Source organism: Klebsiella sp. Q11, assembly GCF_964241505.1.
GTDB classification, from domain to species: domain Bacteria; phylum Pseudomonadota; class Gammaproteobacteria; order Enterobacterales; family Enterobacteriaceae; genus Klebsiella; species Klebsiella michiganensis.
This window is the reverse complement of the sequence record NZ_CAXSXW010000003.1, coordinates 207,261-223,817: the sequence shown is the minus strand read 5'-3', so window position 1 is coordinate 223,817 and position 16,557 is coordinate 207,261. Positions and strand designations below refer to the sequence as shown.

Sequence of the window (16,557 nt, the reverse complement as noted above, 5' to 3'; positions counted from 1 at the left end):
GCCAGTGGAATCCTATGCCCTCTGCTGATACCCCCATTAACTGGAAACGTAATCTCACCGTCACCTGGCTCGGCTGCTTTTTAACCGGCGCCGCCTTTAGCCTGGTGATGCCGTTCCTCCCGCTCTACGTCGAACAACTCGGCGTAACCGGCCATAGCGCCCTCAATATGTGGTCAGGGCTGGTTTTCAGCATTACCTTTTTATTTTCCGCCGTGGCCTCCCCCTTCTGGGGCGGTCTCGCGGACCGCAAAGGGCGCAAAATTATGCTGCTGCGCTCGGCCCTCGGTATGGCAATCGTTATGCTGCTGATGGGCCTGGCGCAGAATATCTGGCAGTTTCTGATCCTGCGCGCGCTGTTAGGTCTGCTCGGCGGATTTATTCCTAACGCCAATGCGCTGATAGCGACGCAAATTCCCCGTCATAAGAGCGGCTGGGCGCTGGGGACCCTCTCTACCGGGGCGGTCAGCGGCGCGCTGCTGGGGCCGCTGGCCGGCGGTTTCCTGGCCGATCACTGGGGATTGCGTACCGTCTTCTTTATGACGGCAGGCGTACTGTTTATTTGTTTCTTATTTACCCTTTTTCTCATCCGCGAAAATTTTGTCGCCGTCAGTAAAAAAGAGATGCTCAGCGCGAAAGACGTTTTCACATCGCTTAAAAATCCGAAGCTGGTGCTGAGTCTGTTTGTGACATCGCTGATTATCCAGGTGGCTACCGGTTCCATCGCGCCGATTTTGACGCTTTACGTGCGCGATCTCGCCGGCAACGTCAGTAATATTGCGTTTATCAGCGGCATGATAGCTTCAGTCCCCGGTATTGCCGCCCTGCTTAGCGCCCCTCGCCTCGGTAAACTCGGCGACCGTATCGGTCCGGAAAAGATCCTGATCGTTGCGCTGGTGATTTCTGTCCTGCTCCTGATTCCCATGTCGTTTGTCCAGACGCCGCTGCAGCTGGGTATCCTGCGCTTCCTGTTAGGCGCCGCCGACGGCGCGCTGCTGCCGGCAGTGCAAACGCTGCTGGTGTACAACTCCACCAGCCAAATCTCGGGCAGAATATTCAGCTATAACCAGTCGTTCCGCGATATCGGTAACGTCACGGGCCCGCTCATCGGCGCATCGGTTTCCGCCAACTACGGCTTCCGGGCAGTCTTTTTAGTCACCGCCGGTGTGGTGCTGTTCAATGCGGTCTACTCGACCCTGACCCTCGGTCGCTCCCGCCGCCCCCGGGCAACGGACAATCCGGGTTCCGGCACGCATTCGGTAAATTAATGTCCGTGTGGCGTTCACCTCCTTGACGCATTGCCAACCGCCTTCTATAGATTGAATCGTGTTCATTTCTATTCATCTTAGGAGGTTAGCCATGCCAAAGGATTCGATGTTCTATGCCACGCTTGAAGAAGCAATCGATGCAGCCCGCGAGGAGTTTCTGGCTAATAATCCCGATAGCGACGAAGAGAGCGCCAGCATTGAGCAGCTAAATATCCAGAAGTACGTACTCCAGGACGGTGATATTGCCTGGCAGGCCGAATTTTTCGCCGACGAGGATGAACAGGGCGAATGTCTGCCTGTCCTCAGCGGTCAGGCTGCACAGAGCGTCTTTGACGGCGATTATGATGAGATTGAGCTTCGCCAGGAGTGGCTGGAAGAAAACACGCTGCATGAATGGGATGAAGGCGAGTTTCAGCTTGAACCCTCTCTCGATACCGAGGAGGGCCAGGCTGCCGCCGATGAATGGGATGAACGCTAATTAGTTATAGGGGCCATGGCTGGCGTCAAGCGGCAGCAGTAGCGTATCAAACACCAGCGAAAAGGGCAGATCGAGAATAGTGATATAGCGCCATGCTGAATCACGAACATCCCACTGAACGCCGGGATAGTACTGGTTTCCATGGCCCTGGCCTGGCACTGTGCGGCTGATAATACTCCCGCAGCCGCTGAGAAACAGCGTCATTGCGATAACCAGTAAAACTCTCATCAACAACCTCGATTTTCAGGTAAAAAAATACCGGCACCATTGCCGGTATTTTCCTTAACGTACGGCTTACTTCGTTTTTAACGCCAGCGGATTCAACGTCAGCTGCTGATAGGCGCCGACCCACGAAGAGTATTTCTCCGGCGCGGCCCACACGCGATAGTGCAAGCGTGACATCGTGACCGGGTCGCTCAGCAATACCAGACGACGATCGCGGTTTAGTTTATCCGGCGTCTCATTCAACGCCTGCTCAACGTGACGTTCGCGGGCGATATCCAGAATATGCCCGTGACGGTGGCGCGCGGTGGCCATCGCCGTTGCCAGCGCGTTAAACGACGGGTTAAATACCGCATGCATAAAGCCGTCGTCCAGCGAACGCTGACGGTTGAGCGTCAGATAAGCGTCAGTATCTTTAAGCACCTGCGGCGGGGAGTACTCTTCCGGGATCAGGAACAGCTTCCAGCGTTTAGTGCGCAGGCCGATGGTGGCGCGGCTGGAAATGGCCGACACGAACGGCGACAGAATCAGCGACACCACAATCGGCGCCAGCCAGAACAGGAAGCGCAGATCCAGCCATGCCATGCCCACCGCCCAGACCAGACCCAACAGCATCTGCGAGCCGTGACGCATAAACGCTTCGCCCCACGGGGTAGAGTCGTCATCACGCTGCGGCGAGTTCCACACCACTTCCCAGCCGAGGAACGCGCTGACCACAAATACGGTATGGAACAGCATACGCACCGGCGCCAGCAGCACCGAAAAGAGCACCTCCAGCAGCAGAGAAAGGGTCACGCGGATAAATCCGCCGTACTCTTTTGGCCCTTTACACCACACCAGGATAATACTCAGCAGCTTCGGCAGAAACAGCAGTACCATGGTGGAAGCAAACAGGGCAATGGCCAGCTCCGGACGCCACTGCGGCCAGACCGGGAACAGCTGCCGCGGCTGCAGAAAGTACTGCGGTTCGGTCAACGCATGCACCACCTGCAGGGCAGTTGAGAGCGCAAGGAACATAAACCACAGCGGCGCCGACAAGTATGACATCACGCCGGTCAGGAACACCGCGCGGTGAACCGGGTGCATCCCTTTAACCAGGAACAGGCGGAAGTTCATCAGGTTCCCCTGACACCAGCGGCGATCGCGCTTCAGCTCGTCCAGCAGGTTCGGCGGCAGCTCTTCATAAGATCCGGGGAGATCGTAAGCAATCCAGACCCCCCATCCGGCGCGACGCATCAATGCGGCTTCGACGAAGTCGTGCGACAGAATGGAACCCGCGAAGTTACCCTCACCCGGCAGCGGCGCGAGGGCACAGTGCTCAATAAACGGTTTCACCCGGATAATGGCGTTGTGTCCCCAGTAGTGCGACTCACCCAGCTGCCAGAAGTGCAGCCCTGCGGTAAAAAGCGGGCCGTAGACGCGGGTGGCAAATTGCTGACAGCGAGCATACAGCGTATCCATGCCCGACGCGCGAGGCGATGACTGGATGATACCGGCATTCGGGTTCGCTTCCATCAGGCGCACCAGGCCGCTCAGGCACTCACCGCTCATGACGGAGTCGGCATCCAGCACCACCATGTAGCTATACTGGCTACCCCAACGGCGGCAGAAGTCATCAATGTTACCGCTTTTGCGCTTCACGCGGCGGCGGCGGCGGCGATAGAAGATCTGCCCTTCGCCCTGCACTTCGGCAATGAGCTCCATCCACGCCTTTTGCTCTGCCACGCAGATATCCGGGTTGTAGCTATCGCTCAGAATATAGACATCAAAGTGCTCAGCGTTGCCGCTGGCCTTTACCGACTCCCAGGTCGCACGCAGGCCGGCGAATACGCGGTCAACGTCTTCGTTGCAGATCGGCATGATCAGCGCCGTGCGATGCTCCGGGTTCAACGGCTCATTGCCGACGGTCGAGGCTGAGATACTGTACTTATCACGCCCGATAAGCAGTTGCAGGAAGCCCATCAGCGCGGTCCAGAACCCCGCTGAGACCCAGCAAAAAAGCACGGCGAACAGGATCAGGATCCCCGACTGCAGCACATAGGGCAGCAGCTGCATAAAGGAGATCCACAGGTTCTGCCCCACCATATCCGCCGGGTTAATCAGCGCCCAGCCCTGGTAGGGCAAAATGGTTTTCATGTACCACGTCGCCACCACGGTCTGCGCCAGCGTCAGCAGCAGAAGAATGTAGCGGCGGATAGAGCCGACGGTACGCCATTTCTGCTCGCTCTCCTGCTCTTCCTGGCTCAGGCGAGAAAGATAGCGCGGCGTCACGTCGCGTCCGCGCAGCCGATCCCAGAAGCGCCCGACCGGGTTAGTCCGCCAGGGGTCCGGAAACATGGAGGAGCGTTTTGCTTTCGGCATGGCGTTGAGCTGAGTGCGCCCTTCGTCATCCTTTACCAGCTGGTTACCGGCCAGTGAATCTGGCCAGCTGTGCTCCAGCCGCGATTTTACCGACCCCAGCGGGGAGTCGTCTTCGCGGTGGTAAACGTGATGTTCAGCGTCCAGTGCTTCATGTACGGCCTGCAGACTTGCGTCAGGTAACGCGCGTTTTTCTGCATCCGACAGCGGCAATGCGTCGATGTACTTCGTTATCTTATTCATTGGCAGGCAGCTGATAGCTCCAGGTTTCGCTCAGCGTCTGGTCGGTATTGACCAGGGCTGCTCGCATATCCGTGGTTTTCTTAGGATCTTTCACTTTGACGCGCAGAATCATACGCCAGCCTTTCGTTACTGGGTTGTAGCGCACGGTATTTTCGACGATTTCAGCGTTATCGCCGATGCTGGCCTGGGCAGTTACGGGCGTATCTGCGGGCAGCTTTTTCATCTCGGCGCCGGTGAAATCGACAATAAAGGCAATGGTGCCATCAGGCTGGCGGATCAGGTTCGATTGCTTGACGTCGCCGGTAGAACGGCGGGTCTGCATAACGTAAGCGTTATCCGGCGCATGCAGTTTGTCTTCGTCACGGCTGAAAGTGATGGTGTATTTGAAGTTCATCTCTTTGCCGGGTTCCGGCAGCTGATCCGGCGTCCAGTAGGTGACGATGTTATCGTTGGTTTCATCGTTGGTCGGGATCTCGACCAGTTCGATTTTCCCTTTGCCCCAATCACCTTTCGGCGTAATCCACGCGCTTGGGCGCAGATCGTAGCGGTCGTCGAGGTCTTCAAAACGCGAGAACTGACGGCCGCGCTGCAGCAGGCCAAACCCCTGCGGGTTTTCCATTGCGTAGCTGCTGACGGCCAGGTGTTTCGGGTTATTGAGCGGACGCCAGATCCACTCACCGTTACCGGCAAGAATGGACAGCCCGTTGGAGTCGTGCAGCGCCGGGCGGTAGTTGGTGGTCGGAGACGGCTGATGCGGCCCGAACAGGAACATGCTGGTTAACGGCGCCACGCCCAGTTTACCGACTTTGTCACGCAGATAGACCTTAGACTGCACGTCCACCACGGTATCGCGACCGGGCATGATCACAAAGCGATAGGCGCCGGTTGCGCGCGGGGAATCAAGCAGCGCATAAATCGTCAGGCGTTTATCGGTGGCTTTAGGACGCTCAATCCAGAACTCACGGAAGCGCGGGAACTCTTCTCCGGACGGCAGCGCGGTATCGATAGCCAGTCCGCGGGCAGAAAGCCCATATACCTGGCCCTGACCGAGCACGCGGAAATAGCTGGCTCCGAGCATGCTGACGATCTCATCGTTCTTGTCTTTGCTGTTGATCGGATACAGAACCTTAAAGCCCGCAAAACCTAGGTCTTTAACCGTGTCTTTATCGTGCTGAACGTTGCCAAAATTAAAATAGTCCGGGCTATATTTAATTTTACGTACGCTGGTTGCCGTCACTTCATTAATGGTGACCGGCGTATCGAAATACATTCCCTGGTGATAAAACTCGAGCTTGAACGGGCTTTTCAGATTATTCCAATAGGCTTTGTCGTGATTAAACTGAATTTGCTGATAGTCCGCATACTTCATGTCGCGGAAGGCAGAGGGCAGGTTACTTTTAGGCGCTTCAAAGCCTTTGCCGGCTAACGTTTGTGCCTCTTTTGCGACGTCATCAATGCTGAATGCCCATGCAGATGAAGTACACAGGGACAACATTACGGCTGCGCTTAACCAACGCATTTTCATCATCTGTGGTTTATGTTTCATATAAGTAAGCACTTCCCCCTTTGTGTGCTTAAATCGATCCGATCTATTTTAATGGAAACTCAGGCATTCCGACAACATAATCCCTGCATTGTTCGGCATCGCGGCACAGGGAATACACAGTTACTGCCCCGTTTGCACTTTGCGTGCTTATCCTGGAGACAGTTAACCAGAGTTCATGTAGGGTTGCAGAGAATTTAAACGTTATCACGTTGAGTGATAAGACGAATTGTCTGAGAATGTAGTGATATTGTATGAATAATACTCCGGTACAGCGTGAATATTTTTTCGATAGCATCCGCGCCTGGCTGATGCTATTGGGCATCCCTTTTCACATTTCGCTCATTTACTCCAGCCACAGCTGGCATGTTAACAGCGCCGAGCCCTCGTGGTGGCTGACGTTATTTAACGACTTCATCCATGCCTTTCGCATGCAGGTCTTCTTTGTGATTTCCGGCTATTTTTCCTACATGCTTTTTCTGCGCTATCCGCTGAAAAAATGGTGGAAAGTACGCGTTGAGCGCGTCGGCATTCCCATGTTAACGGCGATCCCGCTCCTGACCCTGCCGCAGTTTATTATGCTGCAGTACGTCAACGGTAAAGCGGATAACTGGCATACGCTGTCAGGCTATGACAAGTTCAACACCCTCGCCTGGGAGCTGATCTCTCATCTGTGGTTTTTGTTGGTGCTGGTGGTCCTGACGTCGCTGGGCGTGGTGATGTTCAAATGGCTGACGCGACCGCGTTCTGCCGCTGCGCCCACCTTTGGTGACACTGTCACATTAGGCCAGCTGTCGATGATTTTTCTCGCTCTGGGCGTGCTGTACGCGGTCATCCGCCGCACTATTTTTATTCTCTATCCGCCCATTCTCAGCAACGGTCTGTTCAACTTTATCGTGATGCAGACGCTGTTCTATCTGCCTTTCTTTATCCTGGGCGCCCAGACGTTTATTAACGCGCGGCTGAAGACGATGTTCACGACTCCCTCGCCGTGGTGCTTTGTGGCGGCTTTACTGGGATTTATCGCCTACCGACTGAATCAGCAGTACGGCTCGGGCGATGGCTGGATGTACGAAACGGAGTACGTGATTACGATGGTGCTGGGGCTATGGATGGTCAACGTGGTCTTTTCGCTTGGCCACCGTTTGTTGAATTTCCAGTCCGCGCGGGTGACCTACTTCGTCAACGCATCGCTATTTATCTACCTGGTGCACCACCCTCTGACCCTGCTCTACGGGGCATGGATAACCCCGGTCATTCAATCAAATACCCTTGGATTTATCACCGGGCTGGTTTTTGTTGTCGGGATTGCGCTGGTGCTGTATGAAATTCATCTGCGGATACCGCTGTTGCGCTTTCTTTTTTCCGGAAAATTCCAGCAAAAGACGGCTAAGCCGCAAATTTCCGCCAGTTAAAACAGGGCGCTGCTGTGTGGAACGCACATAGCAGCGCTATTTTTGCGCAAACAACAGCTGAAAGACATCGCGGTACAGGCTCTCCATCGCCGCTTTATCTACCATCGGAGCCGTCGCCAGGTCGCAACGGTATGCCGCCCCTTCCGTTAATATCGCGATAAATTCGCAGGCGACGCTAATTTGCTCCGCGGTCATCTCAGGATGGTAGTGGCGGGTAAGCCGTCCGCCCTCCTCTTTCAGGCGACGATCGGCCTGGATCATAATTTCACGCAGGCGCGGGTTTCGGGACGCCTCGGCGTTAATTTCCATCAGCAGATAATTATCGTTTTTCGTAGACTCGGTCGCGGGGAGCACGCCGGCTAAAACTGAAGCCATGCGGGCTAAATCATGATTCCCGGCAACCATTTCGCCCACTCTGGCATTCACGATCTCGCTGACGATAACTTCGATGATCTCTTCTTTGCTGGCGAAAACGCGATATAGCTGGCCTACGCTAAGGCCAGCCTGACGCGCAATATCCGCTACGGAGGCGCCATGCAGGCCCTTTTCCGCGAAACATTTTTGTGCCGCGGCAACAATTTCCATCCGGCGAAGCCGTTGTTTTTGTAGAACCTTCCCTTCAGTCACCGATGACTCTCCCGTTATGATAGTTTCCCGCCTTCGCAGGAAACTATCATATCTTATTCTGATGGCCGAGTTGCGCGCGACTCGCCTCGAGTAATTGGCTATAGATGCCGGCGGTTTCGCTATCAAAACAAACGAAATAAACGCGCTCCAGCGGATTGTAGCGAGTGAGAAAGGCAGTTACCGTCCGCACGGCTATCTCCGCGGCGGCCTGTTTAGGGTAACCATATACGCCGGTGCTGATAGCAGGAAATGCGATGGATCGGTAATTATTTGCCGAGGCCAGCAGCAGGCTATTTTTGTAAACGTCAGCCAGTAATTCCGCCTCCTGCCTGTCACCGCCGTGCCAGACCGGCCCTACGGCGTGAATCACCGCGCTGGCGGGCAGATTTCCTGCCGCCGTAATCACCGCATGACCCGGCGGACACTCTCCCTGCTGTTGCCGCACAACTTTACAGGCAGCCAGCAGTTCCGGCCCTGCCGCGCGGTGAATCGCCCCATCCACCCCGCCGCCGCCAAGCAGCGACGGATTAGCCGCGTTGACGATAACATCGACCTCAAGCCTGGTAATATCGCCGAGAACCACTTCAGGTTGAACAGCCATTTCTCCTCCTGTCGGCATACGTCTTGAAAGGAATACAGGAGGATAATATGGCACGATAGCCCCCGGGGCGAAAGCCCGGGGGCAGAGGGTTACCGATAATCAACATCCAGAATGGCGAGGGTCCGTTGCGGATTAATATAGCGTAATTGCGCAGAACGGATATTTTCGTTGCGGATATTCCCTTTCTCAAGCTGCTGAGCGGAAATTTTAATCGTCTCCGCCCGCGGGCAATCCATAATTACCTGATTATTGATTGCATCGAGCTGGCAGGGTGCTTCCACCACCCGTCCGTAAAAATGGACGACGCCAGCCACGGTCTGTTCGGCGATCGCAGGGCTAATAAACGAGGGTAATATAAACAGGGCTGCAAGCGAAGCATATCTAATTGTTTTCATTATAAAACTCCTCTGCATATCGGTATAGCTACTGAAGAGCACCAGCCATCCATGAGTGCGACGAGTTAATTTTTTTTACTTCAATTTAATTATATTAACAATTTAAAAACAAAAAATATCATTTGTTTAAATGTGCTAACAAAATCGATTCACTAACTCCCGGTACAGTTAAAGTTGCGGATATATAAGGAAAAACAAAATGGCGGGAAGATTTATGATGAGGTAATACCTGGCAGCAAAAACAACCAAAGAGCCCGACGGGCTCTTTGGTGATGAAAAGTGGGATAGGTTAAAAAGATTCGCGACTTTGATTAGCCAGAGGTTTATTTTTCTCCGCCCGGGTCGCCAGCCACAGGCCGCTATTTTTCATGGCATAGCCAAATACCAGGCCCAGCGCGAGTGAAGGCACAACTAAACGCCAGTCGCCGCCGGCGGCAAACGTCGCACACGCGCCGATAAAAGTACCCGGCACAAAAGAGAGAATCAGCTGACGCGCCTGGATACACATCAAAAACGCCACGACGCCGGTCATGATATAGCTAACCACTTCCAGCTGCGGCGCCAGCGCGCTACCGTGAATAATCACCAGCGCCCACACCACGCCGCTCATGACCGTACAGGTCGAAATAAGCAGCCCTTTTAACCCACCTTGCGGACAGGCAAAGTAAGCCGTACAGCCGAGGAAACCTGCCCAGCTCAGCAGACCCAATGCGACCGCCACCCATCCCCAGATACCGGAGAGAATGCCCGTCGTTAATGCGATTGCGAAGAGTATGTTCATGGCGCGTATCATAGCAGAAACGCGCCCGTCAAATGCGACACGGAACACACTAAATGAAATTAAGAATGCTTTGTTGCAAATAAATTGCGATCTTAATCACAATTTATTGCTTATTTTCTTCCTGCAGCTCATCCCACATAGCGGAGAGGGCTTCACGAGTCAGCGGGGCCATGGCGCGCCAGAACGGCGTGGTTGCATGGGCTTCAACTTTGCCCAGGAACTCGCCGCACCACGGCAGAATATACTCAGCGAACAGGGTTTCCAGAACGTCGCTTTCATCTTCCGGCGCGTGATCTTCCAGCCACGAAGCGGCCAGCAGCAAGGAGCCTAAATGATCCGCTGCGCCCTCCCCCGTGGGGACACCATGCGCGCTGAGGAAAGCGCGAACGTCAGCTTCCGTAGCGCCTTCTACCCATGCGCTACGGTAAGGCGCCACGCGGCACTCTTCACCGACAAACAGCGCGTTGTATTCGGCGGCCAGAGACGGCATATCGCAGCTTTTTTGCAGACGCTCCAGCAGTTCATCCTGCTCCAGCGGCCAGCTCGCTGCCAGCTTCCCTTCGCGAATAAGGGTAAACAGCGGCACCAGCAGCGGGTCCTGCGGCTGACGATAATAGAGAGAGCCCAGCACGCGGCAGAGGATTGAAAACTCGTTCATTCATTTATTCCAGTTATTCAAATTAAAGTTCAGCAAACTCAGGAATCGCAGGCATCCCACGCGATTCAAGAAAATTAAGCAGACGCCGCGGCGTCACGTTAAGAATTCGCTCTTCCGGAAAATCAACAGCATCGAGGATTTTGCGACATTCGCTAAATTCACCAAGCGTGAATGCCGTATGGGAATCCGAACCCAGCGCAACCCAGCCGCCGGCATCGCGTACGGCCGCGGCAACGGCACGGCAGTTATCTTCGCTGCCAATGCGCGACGAAACAAAGGATGAGTTATTGATTTCCAGCGCCACGTGGTGCTTCGCCGCTGCCGCGGCAATGGCCGGGATATCAACGGGAAACTTAGGATTACCCGGATGGCTAATGATATGCACCGCGCCGCTCGCTATCGTGGCGATCATCGCTTCGGTATGCGTTGCTTTATCCTTTGGAGGGAACACCGGCTCGTGAAAACCGGCAATGATCAGGTCCAGCGAGTTGAGCATCGGGCCGGTACAGTCAATTTCGCCCTGGGTATTTTTGATATTGGCTTCGATACCGCGCAGGATACCAACGCCCTCCACCAGCCGCGGCCAGATACGCATATTAATAAAATGCCAGTAGTGAGGCGCATCGGCCATATCGGGCCCGTGGTCGGTAATGGCAAAAAGTTTGATCCCCTTGCGCTTTGCTTCTGCAATATAATCGTGCAGGGTACTGTAGGCGTGGGTGCTGGCGACGGTATGCATGTGCAGGTCAACAGGATACATCACAATCTCCTTCTCTGTTTGTGGCAAGAATAGCAGGAATCTGCGCCTGTGATCAGCAAAAACCCCGCTCATGCGGGGCTGTCGCTTAGTATCCCAGCTGGCGATCGACCTGCCCGCTGACCGTTTCACCTCGTTCTAACTGACCGATGGTTTTGGCGATATAAGCCATGGCTTCCAGAGGCCGGGTGACGGCGGCAACATGCGGCGTCATCGCCACTCGCGGATGCCGCCAAAGCGGGCTCGCTTCAGGCAGCGGTTCGCGGCTGTACACATCCAGCATCGCGCCTTTCAACTTGCCGCTATTCAGCGCGTCCAGCAGATCGTCTTCCACCACATGAACACCGCGAGCCAGATTCAGCACGTAGCTGTTATCCGGCAGCTGCGCCAGGCGCGCGCTATTAATAATTCCAACGGTTTCCGCCGTGTTGGGCAGCAGGTTTATCAGCACTCGTGTTCCGTTGAGGAACGCATTCAGCTCCTCTTCTCCGGCAAAGCTGGTGACCTGCGGCCAGGATTTGCGGCTGCGGCTCCAGATGCGTAACGGAAAACCCCAGCTTTGCAGGGCTTCGGCCACTTTCGCGCCAAGCACGCCCGCGCCCATAATGCCGATGGTGAAATCTTCACGCTGATACTCCTCCAGCGGCTGCCACCGCGCCTCTTGTTTTAATGCCTGATAGTCATCAAAACGACGGAACCAGTGCAACACCTGGCTCACCGCGTATTCTTGCATCTGCAGCCCCATGCCGGTGTCTTCCAGACGGAACAGCGGAGTTGACAGCGGCAGCATTTCCGGGTGTTCCCGCAGTTTGCTGAGGATTGAATCGACGCCGGCGCCAAGGGCAAAGACGGCTTTAAGCTGGCGGCCCTGGAGCATTTCTACCGGCGGATGCCAGACCAGCGCATAGTCAGCGGGTTGATTATCTCCGGGTTTCCACTCGCGGACGCGCGAGCCGGGCAGCTGTTTTTCCAGTTCCGTAATCCAGAAAGGGGTGTCGAACGTGGGGTGGTAAAAGATGATATCCATAAAGGCTCCTGATAGCCGACGCTGCTGGCAGGTTAGGTTAGCGTCGCGTTTTACTCGTTGTTTTCTATTAGATTGCCAGCATAGCAAATTTCATTCGCCGAGCGTGCGAAAAAGGGAATGGCGATAAAAAAATCGATTTTCGCCCATTTAGGGAGCAAGTTGCTTGAAGTTTGGCTAAACGCGCGATTTTTTAAAAAAGTTGATTGACGGGAGATACGTATTTCCCTAAATTAGCGCCCGTTCCCGCCAACAACGGGAAAGACAATATGGTGAGGTGTCCGAGTGGCTGAAGGAGCACGCCTGGAAAGTGTGTATACGGCAACGTATCGGGGGTTCGAATCCCCCCCTCACCGCCATATTTTAAGAAGAGCTCGTACGCAAGTACGGGCTTTTTTTCGTATATAGCACCCCGTCCGGTAGCCCGGACAGATGCGCAGCATCGCCTCCGGGAAATTCTGCTACTCCATGCTCTTCTCCCGGGGGCTGCGCGATGCGCGTGCCCGGGCTACAGTACCGCAGATTGCCGATAGCCCGTAGCCCGGGTAAGGCGTTTACGCCGCAACCCGGGGAATATGCCGTGACGCGGTATTGCTGTGGCTTCTTCCCGGCTTGCGCTGCGCTTAGCCGGGCTACCGGGCCGCAGATTGCCGGTAATCCGAGCCCGGACAGGCGCATCGCGCCGCCGCCGGGATTATGGCAAATGCTAATCCTCTTCCATCCGCTGATACTCTTCACTGAGGAAATCCACCAGCGCCCTGACCGAGGGGAGTAATCCGCGACGAGAGGCAAACACCGCATGGATCACCTCCCTGCGCGGTTGCCACTCATCGAGGACAACCACCAGCTCTCCGGCGGCCAACTGATCGCGCACCATTAATAAAGGAAGCTGTACCACCCCAACGCCGGCAACGGCCGCTTCACGGAGCGCCAGCATATCCGTGGTGACCAGCCGGGGAGTAAAGTAGATTTCCGCCCTTGCCCCCTCCGGGCCGGTCAACTGCCACTTATGCTGATGTTTGCCCGCCCCCAGACTTAACCCCGGCCAATCGCTTAGCGCTGAAGGAACCTGAGGCTGCCCCTGCCGCTCCACCAACCGTGGGCTGGCGACCAGACGGTGCCCGCGATCGGCCAGAACACGCATCACCAGATCGCTATCTTCTATCGGCCTTGGACGTACGCGAATCGCGACGTCGACGCCCTCTCCAACAACGTCAACGCGCCGGTTAGTCGCTTCCAGCTGCAGATTCACGCCCGGATAGCGCACCATAAACCGTGCCAGCATCGGCCCGATATGCGCATGCAATAGCGTTACCGGGCAGGTCAGCTTTACGCTCCCGCGCGGCTCGGAACGCAGGGTTTCCACCGCCTGTTCTGCCGCTTCCGCCTCAATCAGCATCGCTTTGCAGTGCTGATAAAAGGTCAGGCCAACTTCCGTTACCGCAAACTGCCGGGTTGTACGTTGAATCAAACGGACGCCGAGGCGTTCTTCTAGCTGGGCGATACGACGGCTCAACTTGGATTTAGGTTGATCGAGCGCCCTGCCCGCCGCGGCAAAACCACCGTGATCGATCACCTGTACGAACCAGGCTAAGTCATTGAGATCCTGCATCCTTCCCCCATCGTTCCATTTTTAGAACAGTATAGGTCATTTTTGCTATCTAGCGGACTATTAGTGGCGAATCTATGCTTATCCACATCAGAAACAGCTATTCAGGAGACTGCCATGAAACAAATTACAGGTATCTACACCGCGCCTTCACAGCACTGGGTAGGCGATGGTTTCCCGGTTCGCTCAATGTTCTCTTACCAGACGCATGGCGAACAGCTAAGCCCCTTCCTGCTGCTCGACTACGCAGGCCCCCATCACTTCCCGGCGGGGACAGGCAAACGCGGCGTCGGCGAACATCCGCATCGCGGATTTGAAACCGTCACCGTGGTCTATTCCGGCGAAGTTGAACATCGTGACTCTACCGGCAGAGGCGGCGTCATTGGGCCGGGCGATGTGCAGTGGATGACCGCAGGTGCCGGGATCCTGCATGAAGAGTTCCACTCGGCGGAATTTACCCGTACCGGCGGCGAGCTGAAGATGATTCAGCTCTGGGTCAACCTCCCGGCGAAAGACAAAATGACGCAGCCGGGATACCAGAGCATCACTGCTGATGTGATTCCTGACGTTGAGCTGCCGAATAATGCGGGCCATATGCGGGTTATTGCCGGGCGCTACGGAGATATTGTCGGCCCTGCGCACACGTTTTCTCCGCTTAACGTCTGGGACCTGCAGCTTAACCAGAGCCAGGAAATCACGCTGCATCAGCCTGCCGGCTGGAGTACGGCGCTGGTCGTTCTGGAAGGTGAAGTGGTGGTGAACGGCGAGGGTAGCGCCCGCGAGGGTCAGCTGGTGGTGCTCAGCCAGAAAGGAGAAGCGCTCCACCTCTCGGCCAGTAGCAACGCAAAAGTACTGCTGATGGCCGGTGAACCGCTGCAGGAGCCGATCGTGGGCTACGGCCCCTTTGTGATGAATACCAAAGCACAAATCGCGGAAGCGGTTCGTGATTTTAATAGCGGCCACTTCGGCCAAATCTGATATTGAATGAGGTGAATAATATGTCTACCCCAGCTAACTTTAATGGTTCTCGTCCGGTTATTGATGTCAATGATACCGCCATGCTGCTGATTGACCACCAGAGCGGTCTGTTCCAGACCGTGGGTGATATGCCGATGCCGGAGCTGCGGGCGCGCGCCGCCGCGCTGGCGAAGATGGCTTCATTAGCCGGGATCCCGGTGATCACCACGGCGTCAGTGCCGCAGGGACCAAACGGCCCGCTGATCCCTGAGATTCATGCGAACGCGCCCCATGCGCAATATATTGCGCGTAAAGGAGAGATTAACGCGTGGGATAACCCGGAATTTGTTGCCGCAGTAAAAGCAACCGGGCGTAAAACGCTGATTATCGCCGGTACCATTACCAGCGTCTGCATGGCGTTCCCGTCCATTGCCGCCGTCGCCGATGGCTATAAGGTTTTTGCCGTCATTGATGCTTCCGGTACCTATAGCAAGATGGCGCAGGAAATCACCCTCGCCCGCGTCGTCCAGGCTGGCGTCGTACCGATGGATACCGCAGCGGTTGCTTCTGAACTGCAGCGCACCTGGAATCGCCCGGATGCCGCTGAGTGGGCCGAGGTGTATACCAAGGTCTTCCCGGCATACCAGCTGCTGATTGAGAGCTACTCCAAAGCTCAGGACGTGGTGAAGAATAACGAACAGCTTGATTCACAGCGTTAAAATGACTGCCCCGCCGTGCTACGGCGGGGCAGTGTTCATTGCTTAACCGAACGGTAGCGAAAGCATAAATACTGCTTGACCGTTTTAGCGCAACTCCCTATAGTAGCGCCCCGTTGCCCACCCAAGGTGAGCGACAAAACAATATGGTGAGGTGTCCGAGTGGCTGAAGGAGCACGCCTGGAAAGTGTGTATACGGCAACGTATCGGGGGTTCGAATCCCCCCCTCACCGCCATATTTGATACAAAATCAATTAGTTACGATACATATTTGGTTTTGTCCTGCATAAAATGCTGCATAAAGAAGCTCGTGTAAACGGGCTTTTTTTGTATCTGAACTTCTTGTTTTTGCTGTGATTTTCCTGATGAAAGGTTTGTTTTTGGACCTTCGGTTGCTACACCAAACTTACTATAGATTGTGTAAAAACAGCCCCACTTCCCTACCTGAAACGCTTTAGAAAAGTTTGCATAAGTATCTCTCGGTAGTAAAAAGCACCGAGTTCCTCTGTCTGATGCTGCCGTTGCTTTATTAGAAGGCTTACCGCCTTTGAAAGATAACAATCAAGTATTTCCTGCCCCTCGTGCTGAAACCCTTTCTGATATGTCGTTATTAGCTGTATTGAAACGAATGGGCCATAGTGACTTAACACGGCATGGTTTCCGTTCTACTTTCCGCGAGTGGGTTGGTGAAACAACGGACTATCAACGTGAGGTTATTGGACATGCGTTGGCTCACCAGTTGACAGATAAGGCCGAGGCAGCGTATCAACGTGGGACGCTGTGGCCTAAACAGGTCGCGCTGATGGATGATTGGTCGGGGTATTGTTTTGCCAATACATGATCAACAATGATTGATGTAAACCTCGATGGGATGATCAGGTCGTTTAAGTTTACTCAGAAAAAGATTC

General features: G+C 54.9%; 17 protein-coding genes, 2 tRNA genes and 1 pseudogene. 8 read left to right on the top strand and 12 right to left on the bottom strand.

The window, feature by feature from the left end; genetic code table 11:
- The first annotated feature begins 14 nt into the window (after positions 1-14).
- On the top strand, positions 15-1,265 hold the full coding sequence (mdtG, locus tag ACESQ2_RS05775) for a multidrug efflux MFS transporter MdtG (RefSeq protein ID WP_014228827.1): 1,251 nt from the start codon (positions 15-17) through the stop codon (positions 1,263-1,265).
- 91 nt (positions 1,266-1,356) lie between these two features.
- The gene (locus ACESQ2_RS05770; protein WP_004137236.1) at positions 1,357-1,743 is read left to right on the top strand and encodes a MysB family protein; all 387 of its coding nucleotides are present in this window, start codon (positions 1,357-1,359) and stop codon (positions 1,741-1,743) included.
- On the opposite strand, the gene ACESQ2_RS05765 is transcribed toward ACESQ2_RS05770, so the two are convergent.
- The 3 genes from ACESQ2_RS05765 to mdoG form a co-directional block, all read right to left on the bottom strand.
- The gene (locus tag ACESQ2_RS05765) at positions 1,744-1,971 is read right to left on the bottom strand and encodes a YceK/YidQ family lipoprotein (protein WP_004849859.1); all 228 of its coding nucleotides are present in this window, start codon (positions 1,969-1,971) and stop codon (positions 1,744-1,746) included. It abuts the gene before it with no gap.
- A gap of 66 nt (positions 1,972-2,037) precedes the next feature.
- The gene (gene mdoH / locus ACESQ2_RS05760) at positions 2,038-4,566 is read right to left on the bottom strand and encodes a glucans biosynthesis glucosyltransferase MdoH (RefSeq protein WP_004849856.1); all 2,529 of its coding nucleotides are present in this window, start codon (positions 4,564-4,566) and stop codon (positions 2,038-2,040) included.
- Entirely contained in the window at positions 4,559-6,112 is a 1,554-nt protein-coding gene (mdoG, locus tag ACESQ2_RS05755) for a glucans biosynthesis protein MdoG (protein ID WP_004101027.1), read from the bottom strand. Before mdoG ends, mdoH begins: the two co-directional genes overlap by 8 nt.
- 251 nt (positions 6,113-6,363) lie before the next feature.
- On the opposite strand from mdoG, the gene mdoC reads away from it, so the two are divergent.
- Positions 6,364-7,524 (top strand): glucans biosynthesis protein MdoC, encoded by a 1,161-nt coding sequence (mdoC, locus tag ACESQ2_RS05750; protein WP_004849851.1) that lies wholly within the window; start codon positions 6,364-6,366, stop codon positions 7,522-7,524.
- Between the two features lie 36 nt (positions 7,525-7,560).
- Here the strand turns inward: mdoC and ACESQ2_RS05745 are convergent, their stop codons facing one another.
- From ACESQ2_RS05745 to ghrA, 7 genes are all read right to left on the bottom strand, one after another.
- Positions 7,561-8,151, bottom strand: a complete 591-nt coding sequence (locus tag ACESQ2_RS05745) for a TetR/AcrR family transcriptional regulator (protein ID WP_224260574.1) — start codon at positions 8,149-8,151, stop codon at positions 7,561-7,563.
- A 46-nt stretch (positions 8,152-8,197) separates the two neighbouring features.
- Positions 8,198-8,752 carry an O-acetyl-ADP-ribose deacetylase gene (gene ymdB, locus ACESQ2_RS05740; protein ID WP_224260573.1) on the bottom strand — a complete coding sequence of 185 codons (555 nt, stop codon included), beginning with the start codon at positions 8,750-8,752 and terminating at the stop codon, positions 8,198-8,200.
- Positions 8,753-8,841: 89 nt separating this feature from the next.
- Positions 8,842-9,147 carry a type 1 fimbrial protein gene (locus tag ACESQ2_RS05735; protein WP_014228821.1) on the bottom strand — a complete coding sequence of 102 codons (306 nt, stop codon included), beginning with the start codon at positions 9,145-9,147 and terminating at the stop codon, positions 8,842-8,844.
- A gap of 289 nt (positions 9,148-9,436) precedes the next feature.
- Positions 9,437-9,928, bottom strand: a complete 492-nt coding sequence (locus ACESQ2_RS05730; protein WP_224260572.1) for a DUF1097 domain-containing protein — start codon at positions 9,926-9,928, stop codon at positions 9,437-9,439.
- A gap of 103 nt (positions 9,929-10,031) precedes the next feature.
- The gene (locus ACESQ2_RS05725; RefSeq protein WP_224260571.1) at positions 10,032-10,586 is read right to left on the bottom strand and encodes a molecular chaperone; all 555 of its coding nucleotides are present in this window, start codon (positions 10,584-10,586) and stop codon (positions 10,032-10,034) included.
- A 22-nt stretch (positions 10,587-10,608) separates the two neighbouring features.
- The gene (locus tag ACESQ2_RS05720) at positions 10,609-11,346 is read right to left on the bottom strand and encodes a phosphatase (protein ID WP_025106900.1); all 738 of its coding nucleotides are present in this window, start codon (positions 11,344-11,346) and stop codon (positions 10,609-10,611) included.
- An 85-nt stretch (positions 11,347-11,431) separates the two neighbouring features.
- Positions 11,432-12,370: a glyoxylate/hydroxypyruvate reductase GhrA gene (gene ghrA / locus ACESQ2_RS05715; RefSeq protein ID WP_014838073.1), complete on the bottom strand. Its 939-nt coding sequence runs from the start codon at positions 12,368-12,370 to the stop codon at positions 11,432-11,434.
- Between the two features lie 268 nt (positions 12,371-12,638).
- Between ghrA and ACESQ2_RS05710 the strand changes: the two genes are divergently transcribed.
- Positions 12,639-12,726 (top strand) — tRNA-Ser (locus tag ACESQ2_RS05710).
- Positions 12,727-13,073: 347 nt separating this feature from the next.
- Here ACESQ2_RS05710 and ACESQ2_RS05705 read toward each other — a convergent pair.
- Positions 13,074-13,979 (bottom strand): LysR family transcriptional regulator, encoded by a 906-nt coding sequence (locus tag ACESQ2_RS05705; RefSeq protein WP_049069044.1) that lies wholly within the window; start codon positions 13,977-13,979, stop codon positions 13,074-13,076.
- Positions 13,980-14,093: 114 nt separating this feature from the next.
- Between ACESQ2_RS05705 and ACESQ2_RS05700 the strand changes: the two genes are divergently transcribed.
- The 3 genes from ACESQ2_RS05700 to ACESQ2_RS05690 all read left to right on the top strand — a co-directional run bounded on the left by ACESQ2_RS05700 (position 14,094) and on the right by ACESQ2_RS05690 (position 15,885).
- A complete protein-coding gene (locus ACESQ2_RS05700) occupies positions 14,094-14,954 on the top strand; it encodes a pirin family protein (protein ID WP_046876517.1) in 861 nt (286 codons plus the stop codon).
- A gap of 20 nt (positions 14,955-14,974) precedes the next feature.
- Complete coding sequence (locus tag ACESQ2_RS05695) at positions 14,975-15,652, top strand: isochorismatase family protein (RefSeq protein WP_046876518.1); 678 nt, start codon at positions 14,975-14,977, stop codon at positions 15,650-15,652.
- Between the two features lie 145 nt (positions 15,653-15,797).
- Positions 15,798-15,885, top strand: a tRNA-Ser gene (locus tag ACESQ2_RS05690).
- Between the two features lie 22 nt (positions 15,886-15,907).
- Here ACESQ2_RS05690 and ACESQ2_RS05685 read toward each other — a convergent pair.
- Entirely contained in the window at positions 15,908-16,210 is a 303-nt protein-coding gene (locus ACESQ2_RS05685) for a hypothetical protein (protein ID WP_373170226.1), read from the bottom strand.
- Between ACESQ2_RS05685 and ACESQ2_RS05680 the strand changes: the two are divergent.
- A pseudogene (locus tag ACESQ2_RS05680) lies at positions 16,134-16,490 on the top strand (tyrosine-type recombinase/integrase); the annotation flags it as partial. The gene ACESQ2_RS05685 and the pseudogene ACESQ2_RS05680 overlap by 77 nt on opposite strands.
- Positions 16,491-16,557 lie beyond the last annotated feature (67 nt).

What these genes read in the sequence shown, in the direction of transcription:
- mdtG (WP_014228827.1), top strand. Translation starts at nt 15, where the DNA reads ATGCCCTCTGCTGATACCCCCATTAACTGGAAACGTAATCTCACCGTC.
- ACESQ2_RS05770 (WP_004137236.1), top strand. Translation starts at nt 1,357, where the DNA reads ATGCCAAAGGATTCGATGTTCTATGCCACGCTTGAAGAAGCAATCGAT.
- ACESQ2_RS05765 (WP_004849859.1), bottom strand. Translation starts at nt 1,971, where the DNA reads ATGAGAGTTTTACTGGTTATCGCAATGACGCTGTTTCTCAGCGGCTGC.
- mdoH (WP_004849856.1), bottom strand. Translation starts at nt 4,566, where the DNA reads ATGAATAAGATAACGAAGTACATCGACGCATTGCCGCTGTCGGATGCA.
- mdoG (WP_004101027.1), bottom strand. Translation starts at nt 6,112, where the DNA reads ATGAAACATAAACCACAGATGATGAAAATGCGTTGGTTAAGCGCAGCC.
- mdoC (WP_004849851.1), top strand. Translation starts at nt 6,364, where the DNA reads ATGAATAATACTCCGGTACAGCGTGAATATTTTTTCGATAGCATCCGC.
- ymdB (WP_224260573.1), bottom strand. Translation starts at nt 8,752, where the DNA reads ATGGCTGTTCAACCTGAAGTGGTTCTCGGCGATATTACCAGGCTTGAG.
- ACESQ2_RS05735 (WP_014228821.1), bottom strand. Translation starts at nt 9,147, where the DNA reads ATGAAAACAATTAGATATGCTTCGCTTGCAGCCCTGTTTATATTACCC.
- ACESQ2_RS05730 (WP_224260572.1), bottom strand. Translation starts at nt 9,928, where the DNA reads ATGAACATACTCTTCGCAATCGCATTAACGACGGGCATTCTCTCCGGT.
- ACESQ2_RS05725 (WP_224260571.1), bottom strand. Translation starts at nt 10,586, where the DNA reads ATGAACGAGTTTTCAATCCTCTGCCGCGTGCTGGGCTCTCTCTATTAT.
- ACESQ2_RS05720 (WP_025106900.1), bottom strand. Translation starts at nt 11,346, where the DNA reads ATGTATCCTGTTGACCTGCACATGCATACCGTCGCCAGCACCCACGCC.
- ghrA (WP_014838073.1), bottom strand. Translation starts at nt 12,370, where the DNA reads ATGGATATCATCTTTTACCACCCCACGTTCGACACCCCTTTCTGGATT.
- ACESQ2_RS05705 (WP_049069044.1), bottom strand. Translation starts at nt 13,979, where the DNA reads ATGCAGGATCTCAATGACTTAGCCTGGTTCGTACAGGTGATCGATCAC.
- ACESQ2_RS05700 (WP_046876517.1), top strand. Translation starts at nt 14,094, where the DNA reads ATGAAACAAATTACAGGTATCTACACCGCGCCTTCACAGCACTGGGTA.
- ACESQ2_RS05695 (WP_046876518.1), top strand. Translation starts at nt 14,975, where the DNA reads ATGTCTACCCCAGCTAACTTTAATGGTTCTCGTCCGGTTATTGATGTC.